Genomic DNA, 17388 nt, shown 5'->3' with positions numbered 1-17388 from the left:
GTGCAGAAGTTCTGACCGGACTACAAAGAAAACTGCTGAGTGACTCGACAAAAGTGAAGGCGTTCAACCAAAGCGCTGGAACTGTCGAGTGACTCTTCTTCAAACAAAATCCCGAGTTTACAATACTGAGCCGATGATTTTTTGTTTTTTACCTGTCCCGTCAACGTACTGCTAGTAGAGTGGTCATCCGTATCAAAAACCGTAATCTCAACTGCGTCATTCACTTTTAAGTGACAGATATCCCTTTCAATTTGCAGTAGGCACCCTTGTCTTGAAATATCCTTTATTTTGCAAATCTGTTTTCGACCATTGGGGTCAAGCACCCCATCTAGTGAAATTTGCAAACGCGCTTCTGCTCTCAACCCACCTGCCGTTTGAGTGGCAGAAGGTAGTGTCACCAAAAAAATGCTGTTGTCGCCAGCTTGAACGACGTATTCAATTTTACTCTTAAAGTAAATACGCTCCCCGCCACCAATAGAAGAAATAACACACGCGGTGATCACATAGCCCCGTTGAAAAAAGATAGCCACATCTTTTGGCGATACATCTGGCATTTCGAAAAGCAGCAGGTTTTTAGAGTGAATACCGACGTATTTAGAGCGGCATTTAAGCGCTTTGCCCGTTGGGGTAGCCACCTGAAAAGCAGCTTCACTTAAAGGCACCACATGACAAAACGCGTCTTCACCATATTTAACTTGAGTCAAAGGCTCTTCCATTCGATTGCTCGGTGGTGAACTTTCGCTTGTTAAGACCGGGGTTTCTTGCGAGGTTTCTGTAGAATCCATCTTAGCCGTCCTGACATTGTTATTTTTATCTAATAACGTATATGTCAAGAATGCCATTTCAACAAGTTGCTTAGGATGAAAGATTGCAGAAAGTAAAATTTACAATGTAAAGCAACCGTGATTGAAATCGGCGCAAAACAATAAAGGCAGTCGAAGCTGCCTTTACAAAACAACAAACAGTGAACCTTAAGCTAATTTCAGGTCCATCTTTTGGCGGTAGAGAACCATGTCTTCAATAGTCAGAACTGGCATGCCGTGCAGTTTGCCAAAGGCGACGATCTCTGGGGTTTTTGCCATGGTTCCATCGGGGTTGGTCACTTCACACAATACGCCTGCGGGTGATAACCCTGCCATCTGCATCAAGTCTACCGTGCCTTCCGTATGACCACGACGAGCCATTACCCCTCCCTTGCGAGCACGGAGCGGAAAAACATGTCCCGGTCTCGCCAAATCGCAAGGCTTAGCGTTAGGGTTTATCGCGGTTTTAATGGTAGTTACTCTATCTTGGGCGGATACGCCGGTCGTCACACCTTCTTTCGCTTCTATGGTAACGGTAAACGCCGTTTGGTTTTTACTGTTGTTGTCGACAACCATAGGCGGTAAATCGAGACGCGTCGCTTGCTCATCGGTAAGGCATAGACAAACAATACCGCTGCACTCGCGGATCATCAGTGCCATTTGCGCAGAGGTAAGATGTTCGGCGGAATAGATGATATCACCTTCGTTTTCACGATCTTCATCATCTAAAAGCAAAACTCCATGGCCTTGCTTAAGCGCGGCAATGGCATTTTCTACACGTTGAATAGGGTCGCCGAATTCGGCAAGTAAAGATAGCTGATTCATGGTTTACTCCAAAAAATGACCAGAATCAGGGCTTTGGTAAGAGGGATAAAATCCAACACTAAACGCACGAGCTCTTTTTGCTTAGAACTCGTGTTTTATTCTCTTTCATCCGGACTATAACCGTCGGCTCTGGTTTCTCACCAGATCTGCTGACCTCGAAAATCGAGCGCTCGCGGGCTCACCCTAAGGGTTTACCGCCGGTGGGGAATTTCGCCCCGCCCTGAGAATTTACTACTAGTTAATCAAAACTTTCGATTGATGAGCTTCTCTCATCAAATGAGTTTGAAAAACGACTGTTTGCCCTGCACTATCGCAAGGAGCCCATATGGTAGGGGTTTCGCTTAGAAAAATAAAGCAGGTATAGTTACTTCTATCGTACAAATAACCACTTAAGCACTTTATCCACTAATTTTTTCTGTTTTAAAGCCAACTTTGTCCGAGGCCACCAAATAGGTGTTGATAACGTGGTTTTAGCATGAGAAAAGCGCTGAAAACCTTCATATCCGTGATAATTTCCTATTCCTGACTCACCTATGCCACCAAAGGGAGCATCGTGGGCAGCAACCTGAAGAATGGTATCATTGATAGCCAGTCCGCCACTGTGGGTTTGCTGGCTGACCTGTTCAATCTCTTCTTCGTTTTCAGACAACAGATAGAGCGCTAAGGGGCGCGGTTTTTGCTTCACATACGCAATCGCCTCATTAATGTGTCTATACTGCAAAATGGGCAATATTGGGCCAAAAATTTCTTCTTGAGCCACCAGCATATTTTCGGTAACACCAGTGATTAAATGAGGTTCCATCACGCGACCCGTATCTGGTTTGCGATCTAGGGTGTGTATAGAAGCACCTAAGCTCTTCGCATCTTGTACCAAGCATAAAGCCTTAAAAAATGGTCTTCGGTGATAATGGTTGTGCTAGGCTCAGTTTGATTAATCTCTTGATATCGCTTGAGATACTCACGTACAAAGCGTCGTTCTTTTCCTTTTGGCAACAACACATAATCAGGTGCTACACAGACTTGCCCCGCGTTGATGGTTTTGCCCAGAAGAATTTGCTCTACTGCGTTTTCAATTGGCATATCATCACCCACTATGACTGGTGACTTTCCGCCAAGCTCTAGTGTCACTGGAGTGAGATTTTTTGCAGCCGCCTGTGCAACCAGTCGCCCAACCTTTGTCGAACCAGTAAACAAGAGATGATTAAATGGCAAATGCGCAAAATAGTTAGCAATATCTGTCTCACCTTCGATGGCAAAGACGTGGCCTTCCACGCTGGAAAATATCCGACTCAGAACTTGGTTAGTTTGATGAGTAAATTCACTGAGCTTAACCATAACGCGATTACCTGCCGCTAACGCAGTGACTATCGGAGCTATACTCAGAAACACTGGGAAGTTCCAAGGGACGATAACACCAACTACTCCGACGGGCTGATACAGCACTTGTACCTTGGAAGGGAAGAGTAACAATCCGCTGTTGCGCTTACTTTTCTTCATCCAAGATTTAAGGTTTTTCAGTGTGTAATTAATATGCTCTACCGAAGGCAAAACGTCACAAATTCGGCTGTCGAATTCGCTCCGTTGACCATAATCTTCCGACATGGCTTGTACCAGCGCCTTTTGATGTTCGAGAAGGGCTTGCTTGAGTCGAGTGATTCGGGCAACTCTTTGATCATACGTGGGGTAAGGTTCGGCATTGTAATACTGGCTAACTTCACCAAAGAGAGCTATTAATTCTTCTTCGGATCTCACATGCTCTTTGTGCCAGCGACTCAACTCGATCACTTTCTCCATAGCCAACTTCCTATTATTAGTCTGCTAATAATTTTAGCTAACCCGAAATAAATTGTCTTTGCCTAGCACGACATAAAGCAAAAAGGCTATCAGTGAGTTTGTTAGTTAACAGAGAGAAGGATTAAAGCCAATAACTTAAAAAGCAAAGCAGAAAAGCAGGGGTACCAGACAAGGCCATTTTGAGGCAAAAAAGAGTATTGTCTGAGTAACGTGATTCATCAATGGCATTAGACTCACTTCTATCCACCATTGAATCGGCGACACTCTCAGCCCGATCATCTGAGGAAGCGAATCCACCTTGAGGGGGATACATCCAGAACAATGCGGCCGTGCCCCATAGCAAAATCACAACAAAAAAGGCGTAATCGGCTAAAGTTTTTAGGCCCAGAAAATCAGTAAAATGGTTAACTGAAACAACCAATAAAGCAGATACTGCATTGGCAATAAGAGTAAAAACAAGTATCTGCTTCATCATTTCCTCTTAATCGAGCTGGATAAGGTGGTTGAGGGGAGCCCACGCGAACTGGCCCAACTCTGTTTCCTTTTCCGCCCAAATCCAACCGTTTAACTCGCGTTTTTTAACAAGCACTTCACCTTCCGTTAGGCTGTGTTCTGTAGCGATGTAGTCTTGGGTGACGGTAAGCTCAGATTCTCCAAACTGTAAAATTTGTTTTGGCACCCACCCTTCTTTATCAACGCCCTTACAATAAATCCAATTAGCCCAAGGGCCATCAGACTCGGAGTCTTTAACGAACTGTAATTTCTCACCTACTGAGATTTGAATCGGCACCTCTGGTGCGTCGGTATAGGCTTTGATAACTTTGTATTTCACGATTTCTTCTTATTCAGTTTTGGATAAAACAACACCCAAATAAGAGCGGCAGTGACTGCTCCTATTGAGGCTGAGATTCGGTTAGTCGAAGAGTCATCGAGTGAAGAAGCTTTGCTTCGCTCATGTTCCTCTTCTGCTAAACCTTAAGCTATTGCTATACCATTGAATAGGCAAATAAAAACATGTAATAAAATAGCACATCAAGATATGAAACTAATAGAATCAAACCGTTTGAATTTGTAAGCAAAACGCCATAAAAGTCCCGTGCTACTTAGGTTGAGCTATACACTGTCAAAATAGCGCTGTTTGCTGAGTCCATAAATCAACTTATCGTCGAAACCTTGATCTGTCAGATAATAGTTTCTCTGCTGCCCCTCTTTTGCGTAGCCGCATTTTTCTAACGTTTTGTAGGAACCAAGATTACTACCGTAGCAATCCGCACCAATTTTATGAGCCTTGAGCTCTTCAAAGCCCAGCTTTGTCATCAGTTGACAAGCGCAAGTTGCAATTCCTTGTCCCCACGCGTGAAACGGCAATTGATAGCCTACTTCAAAGTTTCCGTTTAAAAACATCACACGGGTGACAGCAGTCATTCCCATGTATTGACCGTTTTTATCTCGAATGACAAACGTCGGATTATCAGGCCACTGGCCATTTGCAATAGCTTGTCTGGTATTTTCAATAATGGGTGTAAAGTACCCTGTATAGAGAGACCTATCCGCAGGTGCAAAATAGAGATACTGATTAACTCGATGATCATCGAGCACCTCAATGACGTCTTCTAAATCAGAGTGCTGAATTAAACGAATGGTACAGTTTGTATTAAATGGGATGCTAAACCCCTGCTTAAGCTTTGAAAAAGACATACGGTTTCCTCTTACTAGGCAGGGGATGTTAAAGATTTTGCGCTGACTAGAATTGAACATTTGCGACAAAAACTGGCGACCTATTCAAAATCTCCGTATATATCTAAGGTCAAATCTCGGTTAGACAAGTAACCACTTGGCGTTGCACCCAACTGCCTTTTTAAATGTCTAATCAAATGAGGTTGATCGCTAAAACCAAATTCTTGTGCAAACGCTGCCCAATCCGTCACTTGCCCACGCTCGTAAATGGCTAGCACCATCTTTTCTAACGTCATCATAGTTTGATACTGCTTAAGCGATAATCCGGTGACCTGTTTAAATGAACGTTCCAAAGTTCTGCGGGTAACACAACATCGCTTTGCAAGACAATCAATAGCCACGGAAACTCGATTGCCATCGATAACAGAAATCACCGAGCGGGTCAGTTGACTGGCTTTGTCCCGCTTAGGTTCAAAGCCTTGTTGTTGCAGAAACTCATACAACTGGGTCTTAACTTTTTCCGCGGTGATCTCATTCCATTTGATGGATTGAAAAAAAGGGTTAAATGTCGTTACCAACCAATCCGGTTGCTGGCATTGATTGATCGCTAGATGTGTATCGCCAAACAAGTGATACAGGCCTTCGGGTTGCAAAGTGATTCCAAAGCGTTGAAGGGGAAACTGCTCGTGTAAGGTCAGTATTTGATCACTCGCGGTCAGTAAATGGCTCCCAAATCCTGAAAAGGTGTCGGTATCACTTTGGTAGCAGTACTTTTGCGCAGCGGGAGTTAAAAGAATGTGTGCTCTGGGGTTCGGGATAAGCTTGGGCAAAGCTGGTAAGTCGTCCCCTTCTTCTACTTGCAAATACCAAACTTGATGTATCAACCATTCAAAATCCGGTAACGCTTGTTTCCAAGTGATCATCGCTTTTCTTTTTGCACCCAAACTCAATCTATTACGCAATTATCATAGCGCGAAAGCAGAGATCAGCGAAAGCTATCAAGTATCAGAGAAATAAAATGAAAACGAGCAAAGTAGAATCCGCCGTAGACTGGAGGTGTCATAGAGCATAAAAGTGCGAAGACTACTTTGCTAAAAAGGTTAAACACCAATCTAACCAATGAAACGTCAGTATGACCGATAATAGGAAAAACAAACACTGCCAACTTGTATCTAAATCCTTCCGGTTAATTGTGATAGATTGTCGTTTTCAATGTCCTACAGCAATAAATGCCTTAAAAGGGGAACAAACAACTTGATGCTGTTCTTATTTTCAAATCCCTAAACAAGGTAAAATGGTGGTTCCAAAGCGACTTCCGGCCTTAATACCGACCGCTGCTCTCTTCACCTGGAGTTGATGTGACCGACTTAAATTTACTGCGCTATTACCAACGCCTTACACCACTCGGTGTGGGTAAGCCTTTGCTTACGACTCTTACAGACGTAGCGGAATCTATGTACACCAGCCCTAGGCATGCGCGTAATTTGATGCACCAAATGCAAGAACTCCACTGGTTAGATTGGCAGCCAAAACCGGGGCGCAATCAACGTTCAACGTTACTGCTACATCAAGAGCCACAATCTCTAATGGAAGCCCTTGCTACCGAGAGAATACGCGCGGGGAAATATGAAAAAGCACTCTCGATTTTAAATCACGATCAGAGTGCATTTGGGCGGTTGTTACAAAGAACATCTGGTGCCACATACCGCGAAGGTCGTATGCATATTCAGCTGACTTACAAGAGGGCTTTTGAAGCCCTGTTACCGCATGAGTCTCACCGTTCCAGCGAACGTTATTTAATTAGACAAGTCTATTGCTGCTTAGTCGGAAGTAATAGAAAGGGGGAGTTGGAACCGCAACTTGCTCACCACTGGCACTACGACGAAGAAAAATATCAATGGTGCTTTTATCTTCGCCCAGGACTCACCTTCCACGACGGTGAGTCTATCGATGCCAATAGCATAGTTACACTCTTTGAGCATTTGGCCACTTTAACCAATTATCAAGCAGAGCTTGGCCACCTAGAGCGAGTCTATTCTCCCGTTCCCGGACAGATCGTGTTTGATTTAAAGGAGCCTGATCTAGGTTTTGGCGGGTTACTTTCTGGGATCAAATTCTCTATTCAACCACCAAATCAAGCGATTCACGGCGTTGGAAAAAATGTCGTCGGTTCTGGCTGTTTTGAAGTCGTTGAGCATTCAGATAGACGTCTTCGATTGCAAGCATTCGAACGTTATTACGCGACTAGAGCATTGACCGACGTCGTCACAATTTGGCACTTAGATGAATCCGGTGATGCACATCAAGGTATTAAAGCTTCTCAACAAGCATCAGTAGAAAGCAAAGAGTGCAATTATTACCTCACTCAACACTGTAGCGACCACAAAGCCAGCGACGTAAAGCAGACTCGTGTGGAAGATGGCTGCCTGTTTATGTTGTTTAATCATTTTTCAAAGTCATCCTTGTCAGACGCACAGCGAAAGTACTTAGCAGACTTGGTGGACAGCAAGACGGTTCTCGAAGAGATCCAAGCTTTAGAGAAGCAATGGGGACACGAAGTATCCGGCCACCTATTGCCCTTTTGGACCTATGTCAAGCGACCGGAGGGTGAGCAGGTCAAATTGCCAAAGACGCTTTCCATTGCGATTTACGACTATTCAACCTTGTTTAATATCGCACAAGCAGTCAAAAGCATCCTTAGTAAGATTGGTATTGAAGTAATAGTAAACACTTACTCATATAGAGAGCTAACCGAACAGACACGCTTAAACTCACTTGAAGAAGACATGCTTATTACCAACATTAACCTTGATGATAACTTTCATTCTTCGGCGTTTAGCAGCTTGTTTCACAGCCCAATCATTCAAGCTGTTTAAGCCCGAGTATGAGTGACTGGATGCTCAGTTCTTTGAGAGAAGTGCGCGCTAATACGGAATTGAAAGACTACATAGCTGGTATTGAGCCTATATTCTGGATACTCGTCAGCCGAGACTGGTTAGTCCCTTTCTTTTCACACAAGCAAACTCTGCGTTTTCACGGCATTATCAAGGATGTCGAACTAACCAACTGGGGCTGGCCGGATATTCGCAACGCGTGGACTCCGAGTTAAGGAGGGTTAGCTTTCACCGTGAATAGATTAAGACATGCCGATTAAAAAAATAACCATTTGATCTGAATGTGATTCTGGTTATTCTTATCGAGCCTTTAAACTATTCCATCGAGTGTTATGACAACAACTGCGCAGCGTAGAGAAGCCATCTTGCAACATATTCAGACTCACCAAAAAGGTGAGGTGAATGAGTTTGCGCAGCAATTTGACGTATCCGAAGTCACCATTCGCACCGATCTCAATGTCTTAGAGAAACAAGGTTGTATTACTCGCTGTTATGGCGGTGCCGTTTTAAACAATCAGTTCGCTTTTGACCAGCCTCTACAAGATAAAAAACAGCTAAATCGCTCACTTAAATCAGCGATAGGTGAATACGCCGCTTCTTTAGTCGACGAAGGGGATACCATCATTCTCGATTCCGGTTCGACAACGGAACAAGTCGCCCTGCACCTAAAAAACCGTCAACATTTAGTGGTGATGACCAATGGCATAAACATCGCCTATCAACTGGCAAACCAGTCGGATATTGAGGTCATGGTATGCGGTGGAACACTGCGGAAAAACTCCTATTCCCTTCACGGCGCGGGCGGGGAAGAGATGCTTACCCACTACCGTTTTAACAAGCTCTTTCTTGGCGTTGATGGTTTTGATATCAAGACAGGTATCACGACCCCCCATCGCGGTGAAGCAGATATCAACCGAAAAATGGTCGACGTGGCCCAGACCGTTATCGCCGTCACCGATTCATCCAAGTTTGATAGACAGAGCTTTTGCCTGATCGCCAGTTTAAGTGAAGTGGATATTTTGATCACCGATAGCGGTATCTCCGACCAGTACGTTGAGCAACTCACTGCACATGGTATCGACGTCCATATCGTCGACAAAAACCTTTAGTTTTTCCCTTAGAAAATTCCCATAATTATCATTTTGTGATCCCCGTCATTCGCCAATTCGAAACCCCCATTCCAGCACGTTTTTTACCCACCCTTTCGCTTTTTCGCTTGTGAATTTCCACAAAAGCCCCACCACCTAAAACGCTACTAGGCTCATATCGAAAGCAAAGTCTTTCACTTTGCATGAAACGAAAGGTTTTTAGCACCAAAACGAAAGCTCACCCCTTGTGATCTGGCTTTCACTTTTCTTTCTCTTTCACTGCTCTAATACAAACAAAAGAAATCGAAACAAATTTCACTTCAGAGTGAAACCAAGTGAAAGATTTAGAGGTAGGTATGACAAGTGCCCAACGAAGACAGCAAATAATGAATCACATCCGCCAGCATGGGGCGGGTAAAGTTGATGAGTTTGTAAGCCGTTTTAACGTCTCAGCGGTCACCATTCGCCACGATTTAAACGTATTGGAAAAAGAAGGCTGTGTATTTCGCTGTTACGGTGGCGCAACCCTTAACCCCAATTTTGCGTTCGACCAGCCCTTACACCGAAAAGATCAGCTCAACCGCAGTTTAAAGCAGTCTTTGGCACTCGCCGCTTCAAAGCTGGTTAAAGATGGTGAAGCCATCATGCTCGACTCGGGCTCAACCATTGCGTTGATGCCGCAATTTTTAGCTGATAAGCAAAAACTCACGGTGATGACCAATGCCCTTAACACGGCTTATCAACTTAGCAGTTATGAAAATGTCGATCTCCACGTTGTCGGCGGTGAACTGCGTCGAGCTTCGTGCTCGTTGACGGGTCACCACGGTGAACACCAGATCCGCTCTTACCTGTTCGACAAGCTGTTTTTAGGTGTAGATGGATTTGACCTTGAAGCCGGAGTGACCACACCAGACAGCAACGAGGCACAGATCAATCGCACTATGTGTGACGTTTCTCGTCAAGTCATTGCGGTTACCGATTCAAGCAAATTTGGCCGCAAGAGTTTTTGCACCATAAGAGCTGCGGCTCAAATCGACGTTCTGGTTACCGATCAACATATACCTACCGATTTACATCAAGCTCTGCTTGAACTCGGCGTGACCGTCATCATCGCCGACCAAACCGTAAACTAGGAAGCCACAATGAATAGCTTAATCTCATTGATACAGAAACATAAACAAGGCGCTCCGATCGGAATTTACTCCGTTTGCTCTGCCCATCCACTTGTTTTGAAAGCCGCAATACTACAAGCCCAAAAAGACGATCAGCTTGTGTTAATTGAAGCCACGTCAAACCAAGTAAACCAATTTGGCGGCTATACGGGTATGACACCCGCCAACTTTGCCGATTGCGTATTCTCACTCGCTGACGAACTCAACTTTGAACGCAGCAAAGTCGTCCTTGGTGGCGACCACCTAGGACCAAACTGCTGGCAAAGCAAAACCGCAGAAGAGGCCATGGCCCTTTCCGACCAGTTGATCAACGACTATGTGTTAGCAGGATTTAGCAAAATACACCTAGACTGTTCAATGCCTTGCTCAGACGATACTCTGCCGCTTTCAGAAACCCTAATGGCAGAGCGCGCTGCTCGATTGTGTGAGGTCGCAGAAAAAGCGTGGAAGATCAGAGGAGGTGAAGCGCCTGTCTATGTTGTCGGTACAGAAGTACCAACGCCGGGTGGCGCCCTTGAATCTCTTGAAGAAGAAGCTTACAAGTCACCACGCCACAACAAGCACAAGAAACGTTAAATGCTCACCATCTGGCATTTAGCAACCTCGGTCTCGCCAACGTTTGGCAACGAGTAATTGGCCTAGTAGTACAGCCCGGTGTTGAGTTTGATCACCACACGGTTCACCACTACGACCACAAAGAGGCCAAATCTCTAGCCAAAATGGTCGAAAGCCAACCCCATCTGGTTTACGAAGCGCACTCGACAGATTACCAAAATCCAGCAGCGTACCACTCTTTGGTCCAAGATCACTTTGCCATTCTCAAAGTGGGACCTGCACTCACGTTTGCTTTGCGAGAAGCCCTATTCGCTTTAGACCAAGCGGAAAAAGAGTGGCTGGGACCAGTTCAGTCGGCTCACCTGCGCGACACCATTGAACGCGTCATGCGTGAAGAGCCCGATTACTGGCACTCTCACTACCACAGTCACGGCCACCAGCAATACCTTGACTGCTCTTACAGCTTGAGTGACCGAATTCGTTACTACTGGACTCATGCGTCAGTGCAAAAAGCTCAACACGCGCTTTTTGACAACCTTGTCCAGCAACCACTGCCGACCACTTTGTTAAGTCAATATCTACCTAACCAAGTTAAGGCCATAACCCAAAACCAAATTAAAAACACACCCGCTGACATCGTCATCCATAAGGTCATGGAAGTGATGGAAATGTACGCCCAAGCCTGTTTCTACAACTCAGCGGTTAGTAAGGAGACCATCTGATGACCAGTTACTTAAGTTATCACTCACAGTGGTTGGAGGAACACAATGCCATCCATACCGCTAGAGAGATCACCCAACAGCCAAAGCTTTGGTTGGAGCTCAGTGAGAGTTTACAGCAACACTTTTCCCAATTGAGCCAGTTTCTTTCTCCTCTCACCGAACAGAGTGATCTGCGCATTATTCTAACTGGTGCGGGAACCTCTGCATTTGTCGGTGATGCCGCTGCACCTTTTATTCAGAAAAGCCTGAAACACCGAGTCGAGTCGATCCCAACCACAGATATCGTCTCTAACCCAGAGCAGTATTTGGATGCCAATCGTCCCACTTTGCTGGTTTCTTTTGCCCGCTCAGGTAACAGCCCAGAAAGCGTGGCAGCCGTAGAGCTGGTCGACCAAATCGTCGACAAAAGCTATCACCTGTTTTTGACCTGTAACCAAGACGGCGCTTTATCTCAGCGTGCACTAGGTGCAGACAACGCATACTGCGTTTTGATGCCAAATGGTTCAAACGACAAGAGTTTTGCCATGACATCCAGTTTTAGCTGCATGTTGATGGCCACATTAGCGATTTTTGGTGAATCCATGCCAAGCAGTTGGAACGATCCAATTGAGACAGTCGCACGCCTATGCCAAGAGAAAATCAACCAGTGGCAGCTCACTGTTAAAGCGATAGCCAAAGGCCAATACGACCGATTAATCGTACTTGGCAGCGGTGGATTCGCCGGATTAGCCCGCGAAGCTTCGCTCAAATCTCTAGAGCTAAGCGCTGGTCAAGTGATGACCTGTTTCGATTCGACTCTCGGTTTTAGACACGGCCCTAAGTTCACTATCAACGAGCGCGCCTTGGTTATTCAGATGCTCTCTGGTGATGAGTATACCCAGCAGTACGATTTGGACCTATTTAACGAGATTAAAGGGGATCAACAAGCCTTGCTGCACGTGGTATTGGGCCAACAGCCCGTCAATACAGAGTTGATGTTTGAACTTGGACATACCGACCTAGATGACGCATGGCTCTGCTTCCCCTACATCGTATTTTGCCAAATGTTGGCGTTTGAAAAGTCGCTCAACTTGGGCCTAGGACCAGATAACCCTTGTCCGACAGGCGAGGTAAACCGGGTGGTACAAGGCGTAACCATCTACCCATATCAATAAAAACAACGTGAAACAAAAACTATTTTAATAAGGACAACCCTATGCCAAATATTGTTTTAAGTCGAATTGATGAGCGCTTGGTTCACGGCCAAGTCGGAGTTCAGTGGGTAGGCTTTGCCGATGCCAACATCATTGTCGTCGTCAACGAGAGGTGGCCGAAGACACCATTCAACAAAACTTGATGGAAATGGTGCTCGCCGATGGTATCGCCATCCGTTTCTGGAGTGTGCAAAAGGCTATCGACACCATACACAAAGCCGCAGATCGCCAACGCATCCTGTTGGTTTGCAAAACTCCAAAAGATTTTCGCCAGTTGGTAGAGGGCGGCGTTCCCATCGCCAATATCAATGTCGGCAACATGCACTACGCCGAAGGCAAAAACCAAATTTCCAAAACGGTATCAGTTGATTCTGACGACGTTTCGGAATTTGAAAAACTAAAAGCGCTAGGTGTCTCCTGCTCGATTCAAGGGGTACCTACTGAAAGCGCAACTAACCTCTATTCCCTCATTTAACACAAAAGGACAACAGCTATGGAAATAGGACTATTACAGGCATTGATGCTAGGCATCCTAGCCTTTGTCGCTGGTCTTGACCTCTTTAACGGTTTGACTCACTTCCACCGACCAGTGGTTTTGGGACCGTTAGTGGGTCTAATCCTAGGTGATCTGCAAACCGGTATTCTGGTTGGCGGTACTTTAGAACTCATCTGGATGGGTCTAGCCCCATTGGCAGGAGCACAGCCACCAAACGTAATCATAGGCACCATCGTGGGTACTGCGTTTGCTATCACAACAAAAGTAGAACCTAACGTTGCCGTCGGTGTCGCCGTTCCGTTCGCCGTCGCAGTACAAATGGGCATCACGCTACTCTTCTCGGCGATGTCAGCAGTCATGTCTAAGTGTGACGAGTACGCGCAATCTGCCGATACCAACGGCATTGAAAAGATCAACTACATGGCCTTGGCAGTACTTGGCACCTTCTACTTCTTGTGTGCATTCCTTCCAATTTACCTTGGTGCCGAGCACGCAGGCAAAATCGTAGAAACCTTACCAAAAGATCTGATTGATGGGCTTGGTGTTGCTGGTGGAATCATGCCTGCGATTGGCTTCGCAGTACTGATGAAGATCATGATGAAAAATGCCTACATCCCTTACTTCATTCTTGGCTTCGTGGCCGCTGCGTGGATTGAACTTCCTATCCTCGCCATCGCTGCTGCCGCAACGGCCATGGCAATCATTGACTTTATGCGTAAAACCGAACCCGCACCTGTAACCGCTCCAGCAGAGGACTACGAAGATGGAATCTAATGTAAGTAACGAAATTGATGTACGCGCAACGGATCCGGCCGTGCAACCTGCGCCAGGAGTTCCAGCAGACGAGTATGAGAACAAAGAGGTCGGTGTAGAACTGACTAAAGCAGATATCAACCGCATGGCTTGGCGTTCACTGCTACTGCAAGCATCGTTCAACTTTGAACGTATGCAAGCCTCAGGCTGGCTTTACGGTCTACTGCCCGCTTTGAAGAAGATTCACACCAATAAAGCGGACCTGTCAAAAGCGATGCAAGGTCATATGGGTTTCTTCAACACACACCCATTCCTAGTGACTTTCGTTATGGGCATCATCTTGGCGATGGAGCGTTCTAAGCAGAACGTCAGCAGTATTCAAAATACCAAAATCGCGGTCGGTGCGCCTATGGGTGGTATCGGGGACGCTATGTTCTGGTTAACTCTGTTGCCAATCTGTGGCGGTATCGGTGCCGACCTTGCGCTTCAAGGCTCCATCATGGGTGCGGTGTTCTTTATCGTTCTCTTTAACGTGGTGCACTTTGGTCTTCGCTTCGGATTGGCGCATTACGCCTATCGCATGGGTGTGGCTGCCATACCAGTGATAAAAGCCAATACCAAGAAGGTGGGGCATGCCGCATCAATGGTTGGTATGACCGTCATCGGTGCGCTAGTTGCGACCTATGTACGTCTATCAACAACAGCAGAAATCACCGCCGGTGACGCAGTAGTAAAACTGCAAGCCGACGTAATCGACAAGTTAATGCCTGCTTTCCTTCCACTGGTTTACACCTTGTGCATGTTCGCACTGGTCAAGCGTGGTTGGAGTCCACTCAAACTGATCGGTATTACCGTGACGTTAGGTGTTGTTGGCCGCTTTATGGGCTTCCTATAAACAAGTTAACGCTCTCGGGCCATCCAATGGATGGCCCTCATTAAGGAAAAGAAAATGATTGCAGTTGTACTTTCAGGTCATGGTGCCTTTGCTTCGGGTCTAGAAGCCGCCATCGTTCAGGTGATTGGCGAGCAGCCTCAGTTCAAGGCGATTGACTTCCCCGTCGATATGACCACGCCTCAGTTAGAAGAAGCAATGAGAAACGCTATCTCAGAGCTAGATAGCGGAGAAGGCATTGTTTTTCTGACCGACTTACTTGGTGGCACGCCATTTAGAACCGCTTCACTACTAAGCCAAGAGCGACAAGATATTGAGGTGGTAACAGGCACCAATATGCAAATGGCAGCCGAAATGCTGTTGGAAAGAGACGAACTAACACTGACCCTATTCCGACAACAGGCAGTTGAATGCGGACATAGAGGCATTACCTCGCTGTTTGACGAAATGAACAATAACGCCGAACCAAAACAAGCGGTAGAAGAAGATGGTATCTAACCTTACCCACTATCACGCGGCCAAAGTTTTACACTGTAAAACTTGGTTAGAAGACGGAGTTGTATCCGTTGATGAGTCGGGAAAAATTGTCGCGATTGAGCAATATGACCCGGAACGTCATCCTTCCTGTGTCGATTTGCCGAACCAGTCTTTAATGCCGGGTCTTATCGACACTCATGTGCACGGCGCAATGGGCTGTGACGTAATGGATGCCAGCCACGACAGCTCAATACCATGTCTCTGTTTTTTGCTCAGCAAGGGGTAACGGCGTTTGTGGCCACTACAGTTACCGCCCCCGTTGCGCGTATTCGCAATGCATTAAAACAGGTCGCAAAAAGCAAAGCCGCGGGGTTAGAGGGAGCCGAACTCCTTGGCGCCTATTTAGAAGGCCCCTACTTCACTGCGCGTCACAAGGGCGCCCACCCTACTGAGTGGTTTAGAGAGCTCTCTCTCGATGAATTAGAAAACTGGATCTCCTACAGCGATAACCAACTTATCACCGTCGCGCTTGCCGCAGAGAAAGTCGGTGCAATTCAAGCGATTGAATACCTCAATGAGCAAGGGGTCAAAGTAATGATTGGCCACAGTGACGCCAGCTTTGATCAAGTCGACGCCGCTCTAAAAGCCGGAGCTAACGGTATCGTGCACTGTTACAACGGCATGCGTGGTCTTCACCACCGCGATCCCGGCGTAGTCGGTGCGGGATTATGCCACCCAGACAGCTTTGTAGAAATCATTGCCGATGGCCACCACGTTCATCCAACGGCTATTGATATCGCTCACCGCTGCTGCGGTGAAAGACTTACTCTAATAACTGATGCCATGAGTGCCGCTGGTATGCCTGATGGTACCTATCAACTAGGTGAACACTCCGTCGAAGTAAAAGACGGTGTTGTCACTACTGCTTGCGGCAGTTTGGCAGGCAGCACACTCACTCTTAACCAAGCCGTTGTGCACCTTCATCAATGGCTTGATATACCTTTCGAACAGGCGTGGCTTCGCGCCTCATTAACGCCAGCTAAATCTCTGGGTATTGACCATCAATTCGGTACGTTAGAAGTAGGAAAATCCGCTTCTATGGTTGCCATCAATACTCAATTCTCTATTGAAAATTCTTGGGTTAACGGACGTCTTGTTTTTAGCGCTGACGCTCCAGCCCGTCAGGAGGCTATATGTATCTGATTTCTTCTCGCGAAATGCTTAAACGCGCCCAGCTCGGTGGCTACGCCGTTCCCGCATTCAACGTTCACAACTTAGAAACGGTTCAAGTGATTGTTGAAACCGCTTCTGAAATGGGCTCTCCCGTTATCCTTGCTGGTACACCTGGCACTTATGACTACGCTGGCACGGATTACCTAATCAGTATCTGTAAAGAAGCGGCGCAGAAACACAGCATGCCTTTGGTATTGCATCTCGATCACCATGAAGAGTTGTCTGATATTCAATACAAGGTTAAGCACGGCATTCGCTCTGTCATGATTGACGGTTCGCACCATGCATTTGACCAAAATATCGACATTGTTCGCTCGGTTGTCGAGTTCAGTAATCGATACGATGCCAGCGTAGAAGCTGAGCTAGGTCGCCTAGGCGGCCAAGAGGATGACCTGATTGTCGACGATGCGGATGCTTGATGACTGACCCGGGTTCGGCAGCAGAGTTTGTACGAAGAACTGGGATCGATTCTCTGGCCGTAGCCATTGGTACCGCCCACGGCATGTACAAAGCAGAGCTAGATTGGACTTTGACCGCCTTGATAAAATCCGTTCAGTGGTTGATATTCCACTAGTTTTACACGGTGCTTCAGGTGTTCCCGATGAGATGGTTCGTCGCTGTATTGACCTTGGCGTTTGCAAAGTAAACGTAGCGACTGAGCTAAAAATTGCCTTCTCTGACGCCGTGAAGCAACACTTTGCGGATAACCCATCTGCCAACGACCCTCGCAAATACATCAGCCCTGGTAAGGCAGCGATGAAAGAGGTTGTTATAGACAAAATTAGACTTTGCGGAAGCGAGGGAAAGATTTAAC

At 46.3% G+C, this 17388-nt stretch carries 15 protein-coding genes, 5 pseudogenes and 1 riboswitch; of the genes and pseudogenes, 13 read left to right on the top strand and 7 right to left on the bottom strand.

Translation table 11 applies throughout. The features are described from left to right. Positions 1 to 20 precede the first annotated feature (20 nt). The 7 genes and pseudogenes from BLO31_RS06890 to BLO31_RS06860 form a co-directional block, all read right to left on the bottom strand. Positions 21 to 785, bottom strand: coding sequence for a PilZ domain-containing protein (locus BLO31_RS06890; RefSeq protein ID WP_070963852.1), 765 nt, complete (start codon positions 783 to 785; stop codon positions 21 to 23). A gap of 186 nt (positions 786 to 971) precedes the next feature. Next, a complete protein-coding gene (gene ribB / locus BLO31_RS06885; RefSeq protein ID WP_070963850.1) occupies positions 972 to 1628 on the bottom strand; it encodes a 3,4-dihydroxy-2-butanone-4-phosphate synthase in 657 nt (218 codons plus the stop codon). A gap of 93 nt (positions 1629 to 1721) precedes the next feature. Then, positions 1722 to 1860, bottom strand: a riboswitch (FMN riboswitch). Between the two features lie 138 nt (positions 1861 to 1998). After that, positions 1999 to 3422, bottom strand: a pseudogene (locus tag BLO31_RS06880) (coniferyl aldehyde dehydrogenase). A 121-nt stretch (positions 3423 to 3543) separates the two neighbouring features. Then, on the bottom strand, positions 3544 to 3897 hold the full coding sequence (locus BLO31_RS06875; protein WP_245688406.1) for a hypothetical protein: 354 nt from the start codon (positions 3895 to 3897) through the stop codon (positions 3544 to 3546). Positions 3898 to 3903: 6 nt separating this feature from the next. Beyond that, the gene (locus BLO31_RS06870) at positions 3904 to 4254 is read right to left on the bottom strand and encodes an SH3 domain-containing protein (protein ID WP_070963846.1); all 351 of its coding nucleotides are present in this window, start codon (positions 4252 to 4254) and stop codon (positions 3904 to 3906) included. Positions 4255 to 4535: 281 nt separating this feature from the next. After that, a complete protein-coding gene (locus tag BLO31_RS06865; protein ID WP_070963844.1) occupies positions 4536 to 5120 on the bottom strand; it encodes a GNAT family N-acetyltransferase in 585 nt (194 codons plus the stop codon). 80 nt (positions 5121 to 5200) lie between these two features. Next, positions 5201 to 6022 carry an AraC family transcriptional regulator gene (locus BLO31_RS06860; protein ID WP_070963841.1) on the bottom strand — a complete coding sequence of 274 codons (822 nt, stop codon included), beginning with the start codon at positions 6020 to 6022 and terminating at the stop codon, positions 5201 to 5203. A gap of 435 nt (positions 6023 to 6457) precedes the next feature. Between BLO31_RS06860 and BLO31_RS06855 the strand changes: the two genes are divergently transcribed. The 13 genes and pseudogenes from BLO31_RS06855 to BLO31_RS25285 all read left to right on the top strand — a co-directional run bounded on the left by BLO31_RS06855 (position 6458) and on the right by BLO31_RS25285 (position 17387). After that, a complete protein-coding gene (locus tag BLO31_RS06855) occupies positions 6458 to 7975 on the top strand; it encodes an SgrR family transcriptional regulator (protein WP_342668970.1) in 1518 nt (505 codons plus the stop codon). Positions 7976 to 7995: 20 nt separating this feature from the next. Further along, entirely contained in the window at positions 7996 to 8208 is a 213-nt protein-coding gene (locus tag BLO31_RS25000; protein ID WP_342668969.1) for a hypothetical protein, read from the top strand. A gap of 117 nt (positions 8209 to 8325) precedes the next feature. Next, positions 8326 to 9102, top strand: a complete 777-nt coding sequence (gene agaR, locus BLO31_RS06850) for a transcriptional repressor AgaR (RefSeq protein WP_070963839.1) — start codon at positions 8326 to 8328, stop codon at positions 9100 to 9102. A gap of 335 nt (positions 9103 to 9437) precedes the next feature. Continuing rightward, the gene (agaR, locus tag BLO31_RS06845; RefSeq protein WP_070963837.1) at positions 9438 to 10214 is read left to right on the top strand and encodes a transcriptional repressor AgaR; all 777 of its coding nucleotides are present in this window, start codon (positions 9438 to 9440) and stop codon (positions 10212 to 10214) included. 9 nt (positions 10215 to 10223) lie between these two features. Beyond that, positions 10224 to 11530, top strand: a pseudogene (locus BLO31_RS06840) (D-tagatose-bisphosphate aldolase, class II, non-catalytic subunit). After that, positions 11530 to 12684: an SIS domain-containing protein gene (locus BLO31_RS06835; protein WP_070963834.1), complete on the top strand. Its 1155-nt coding sequence runs from the start codon at positions 11530 to 11532 to the stop codon at positions 12682 to 12684. Before BLO31_RS06840 ends, BLO31_RS06835 begins: the two are co-directional and overlap by 1 nt. A 41-nt stretch (positions 12685 to 12725) precedes the next feature. Next, positions 12726 to 13198: pseudogene (gene agaV, locus BLO31_RS06830) on the top strand (PTS N-acetylgalactosamine transporter subunit IIB). Between the two features lie 18 nt (positions 13199 to 13216). Then, positions 13217 to 13993 (top strand): PTS N-acetylgalactosamine transporter subunit IIC, encoded by a 777-nt coding sequence (gene agaW / locus BLO31_RS06825; protein WP_070963832.1) that lies wholly within the window; start codon positions 13217 to 13219, stop codon positions 13991 to 13993. Next, positions 13983 to 14867: a PTS N-acetylgalactosamine transporter subunit IID gene (gene agaE / locus BLO31_RS06820; RefSeq protein ID WP_070963830.1), complete on the top strand. Its 885-nt coding sequence runs from the start codon at positions 13983 to 13985 to the stop codon at positions 14865 to 14867. The genes agaW and agaE overlap by 11 nt, the downstream gene beginning before the upstream one ends. Positions 14868 to 14921: 54 nt before the next feature. Then, positions 14922 to 15362: a PTS galactosamine/N-acetylgalactosamine transporter subunit IIA gene (gene agaF / locus BLO31_RS06815; RefSeq protein ID WP_070963828.1), complete on the top strand. Its 441-nt coding sequence runs from the start codon at positions 14922 to 14924 to the stop codon at positions 15360 to 15362. After that, positions 15352 to 16544 (top strand): annotated as a pseudogene (gene nagA, locus BLO31_RS06810) (N-acetylglucosamine-6-phosphate deacetylase). The gene agaF and the pseudogene nagA overlap by 11 nt, the downstream one beginning before the upstream one ends. Then, positions 16535 to 16993, top strand: coding sequence for a class II fructose-bisphosphate aldolase (locus BLO31_RS25290; RefSeq protein WP_483855405.1), 459 nt, complete (start codon positions 16535 to 16537; stop codon positions 16991 to 16993). Before nagA ends, BLO31_RS25290 begins: the two are co-directional and overlap by 10 nt. Beyond that, positions 16993 to 17387, top strand: a pseudogene (locus BLO31_RS25285) (class II fructose-bisphosphate aldolase). The gene BLO31_RS25290 and the pseudogene BLO31_RS25285 overlap by 1 nt, the downstream one beginning before the upstream one ends. Position 17388 lies beyond the last annotated feature (1 nt).

This window comes from Vibrio sonorensis (assembly GCF_001854765.1).
Classification (GTDB): domain Bacteria; phylum Pseudomonadota; class Gammaproteobacteria; order Enterobacterales; family Vibrionaceae; genus Vibrio; species Vibrio sonorensis.
This window is presented reverse-complemented; position numbering and strand designations above follow the sequence as displayed.

Coding starts and splice junctions, on each gene's coding strand:
- agaR (WP_070963839.1), top strand. CDS start 8,326: ATGACAACAACTGCGCAGCGTAGAGAAGCCATCTTGCAACATATTCAG.
- agaE (WP_070963830.1), top strand. CDS start 13,983: ATGGAATCTAATGTAAGTAACGAAATTGATGTACGCGCAACGGATCCG.
- BLO31_RS06835 (WP_070963834.1), top strand. CDS start 11,530: ATGACCAGTTACTTAAGTTATCACTCACAGTGGTTGGAGGAACACAAT.
- agaF (WP_070963828.1), top strand. CDS start 14,922: ATGATTGCAGTTGTACTTTCAGGTCATGGTGCCTTTGCTTCGGGTCTA.
- BLO31_RS25000 (WP_342668969.1), top strand. CDS start 7,996: ATGCTCAGTTCTTTGAGAGAAGTGCGCGCTAATACGGAATTGAAAGAC.
- ribB (WP_070963850.1), bottom strand. CDS start 1,628: ATGAATCAGCTATCTTTACTTGCCGAATTCGGCGACCCTATTCAACGT.
- BLO31_RS25290 (WP_483855405.1), top strand. CDS start 16,535: ATGTATCTGATTTCTTCTCGCGAAATGCTTAAACGCGCCCAGCTCGGT.
- agaW (WP_070963832.1), top strand. CDS start 13,217: ATGGAAATAGGACTATTACAGGCATTGATGCTAGGCATCCTAGCCTTT.
- BLO31_RS06875 (WP_245688406.1), bottom strand. CDS start 3,897: ATGATGAAGCAGATACTTGTTTTTACTCTTATTGCCAATGCAGTATCT.
- agaR (WP_070963837.1), top strand. CDS start 9,438: ATGACAAGTGCCCAACGAAGACAGCAAATAATGAATCACATCCGCCAG.
- BLO31_RS06865 (WP_070963844.1), bottom strand. CDS start 5,120: ATGTCTTTTTCAAAGCTTAAGCAGGGGTTTAGCATCCCATTTAATACA.
- BLO31_RS06860 (WP_070963841.1), bottom strand. CDS start 6,022: ATGATCACTTGGAAACAAGCGTTACCGGATTTTGAATGGTTGATACAT.
- BLO31_RS06890 (WP_070963852.1), bottom strand. CDS start 785: ATGGATTCTACAGAAACCTCGCAAGAAACCCCGGTCTTAACAAGCGAA.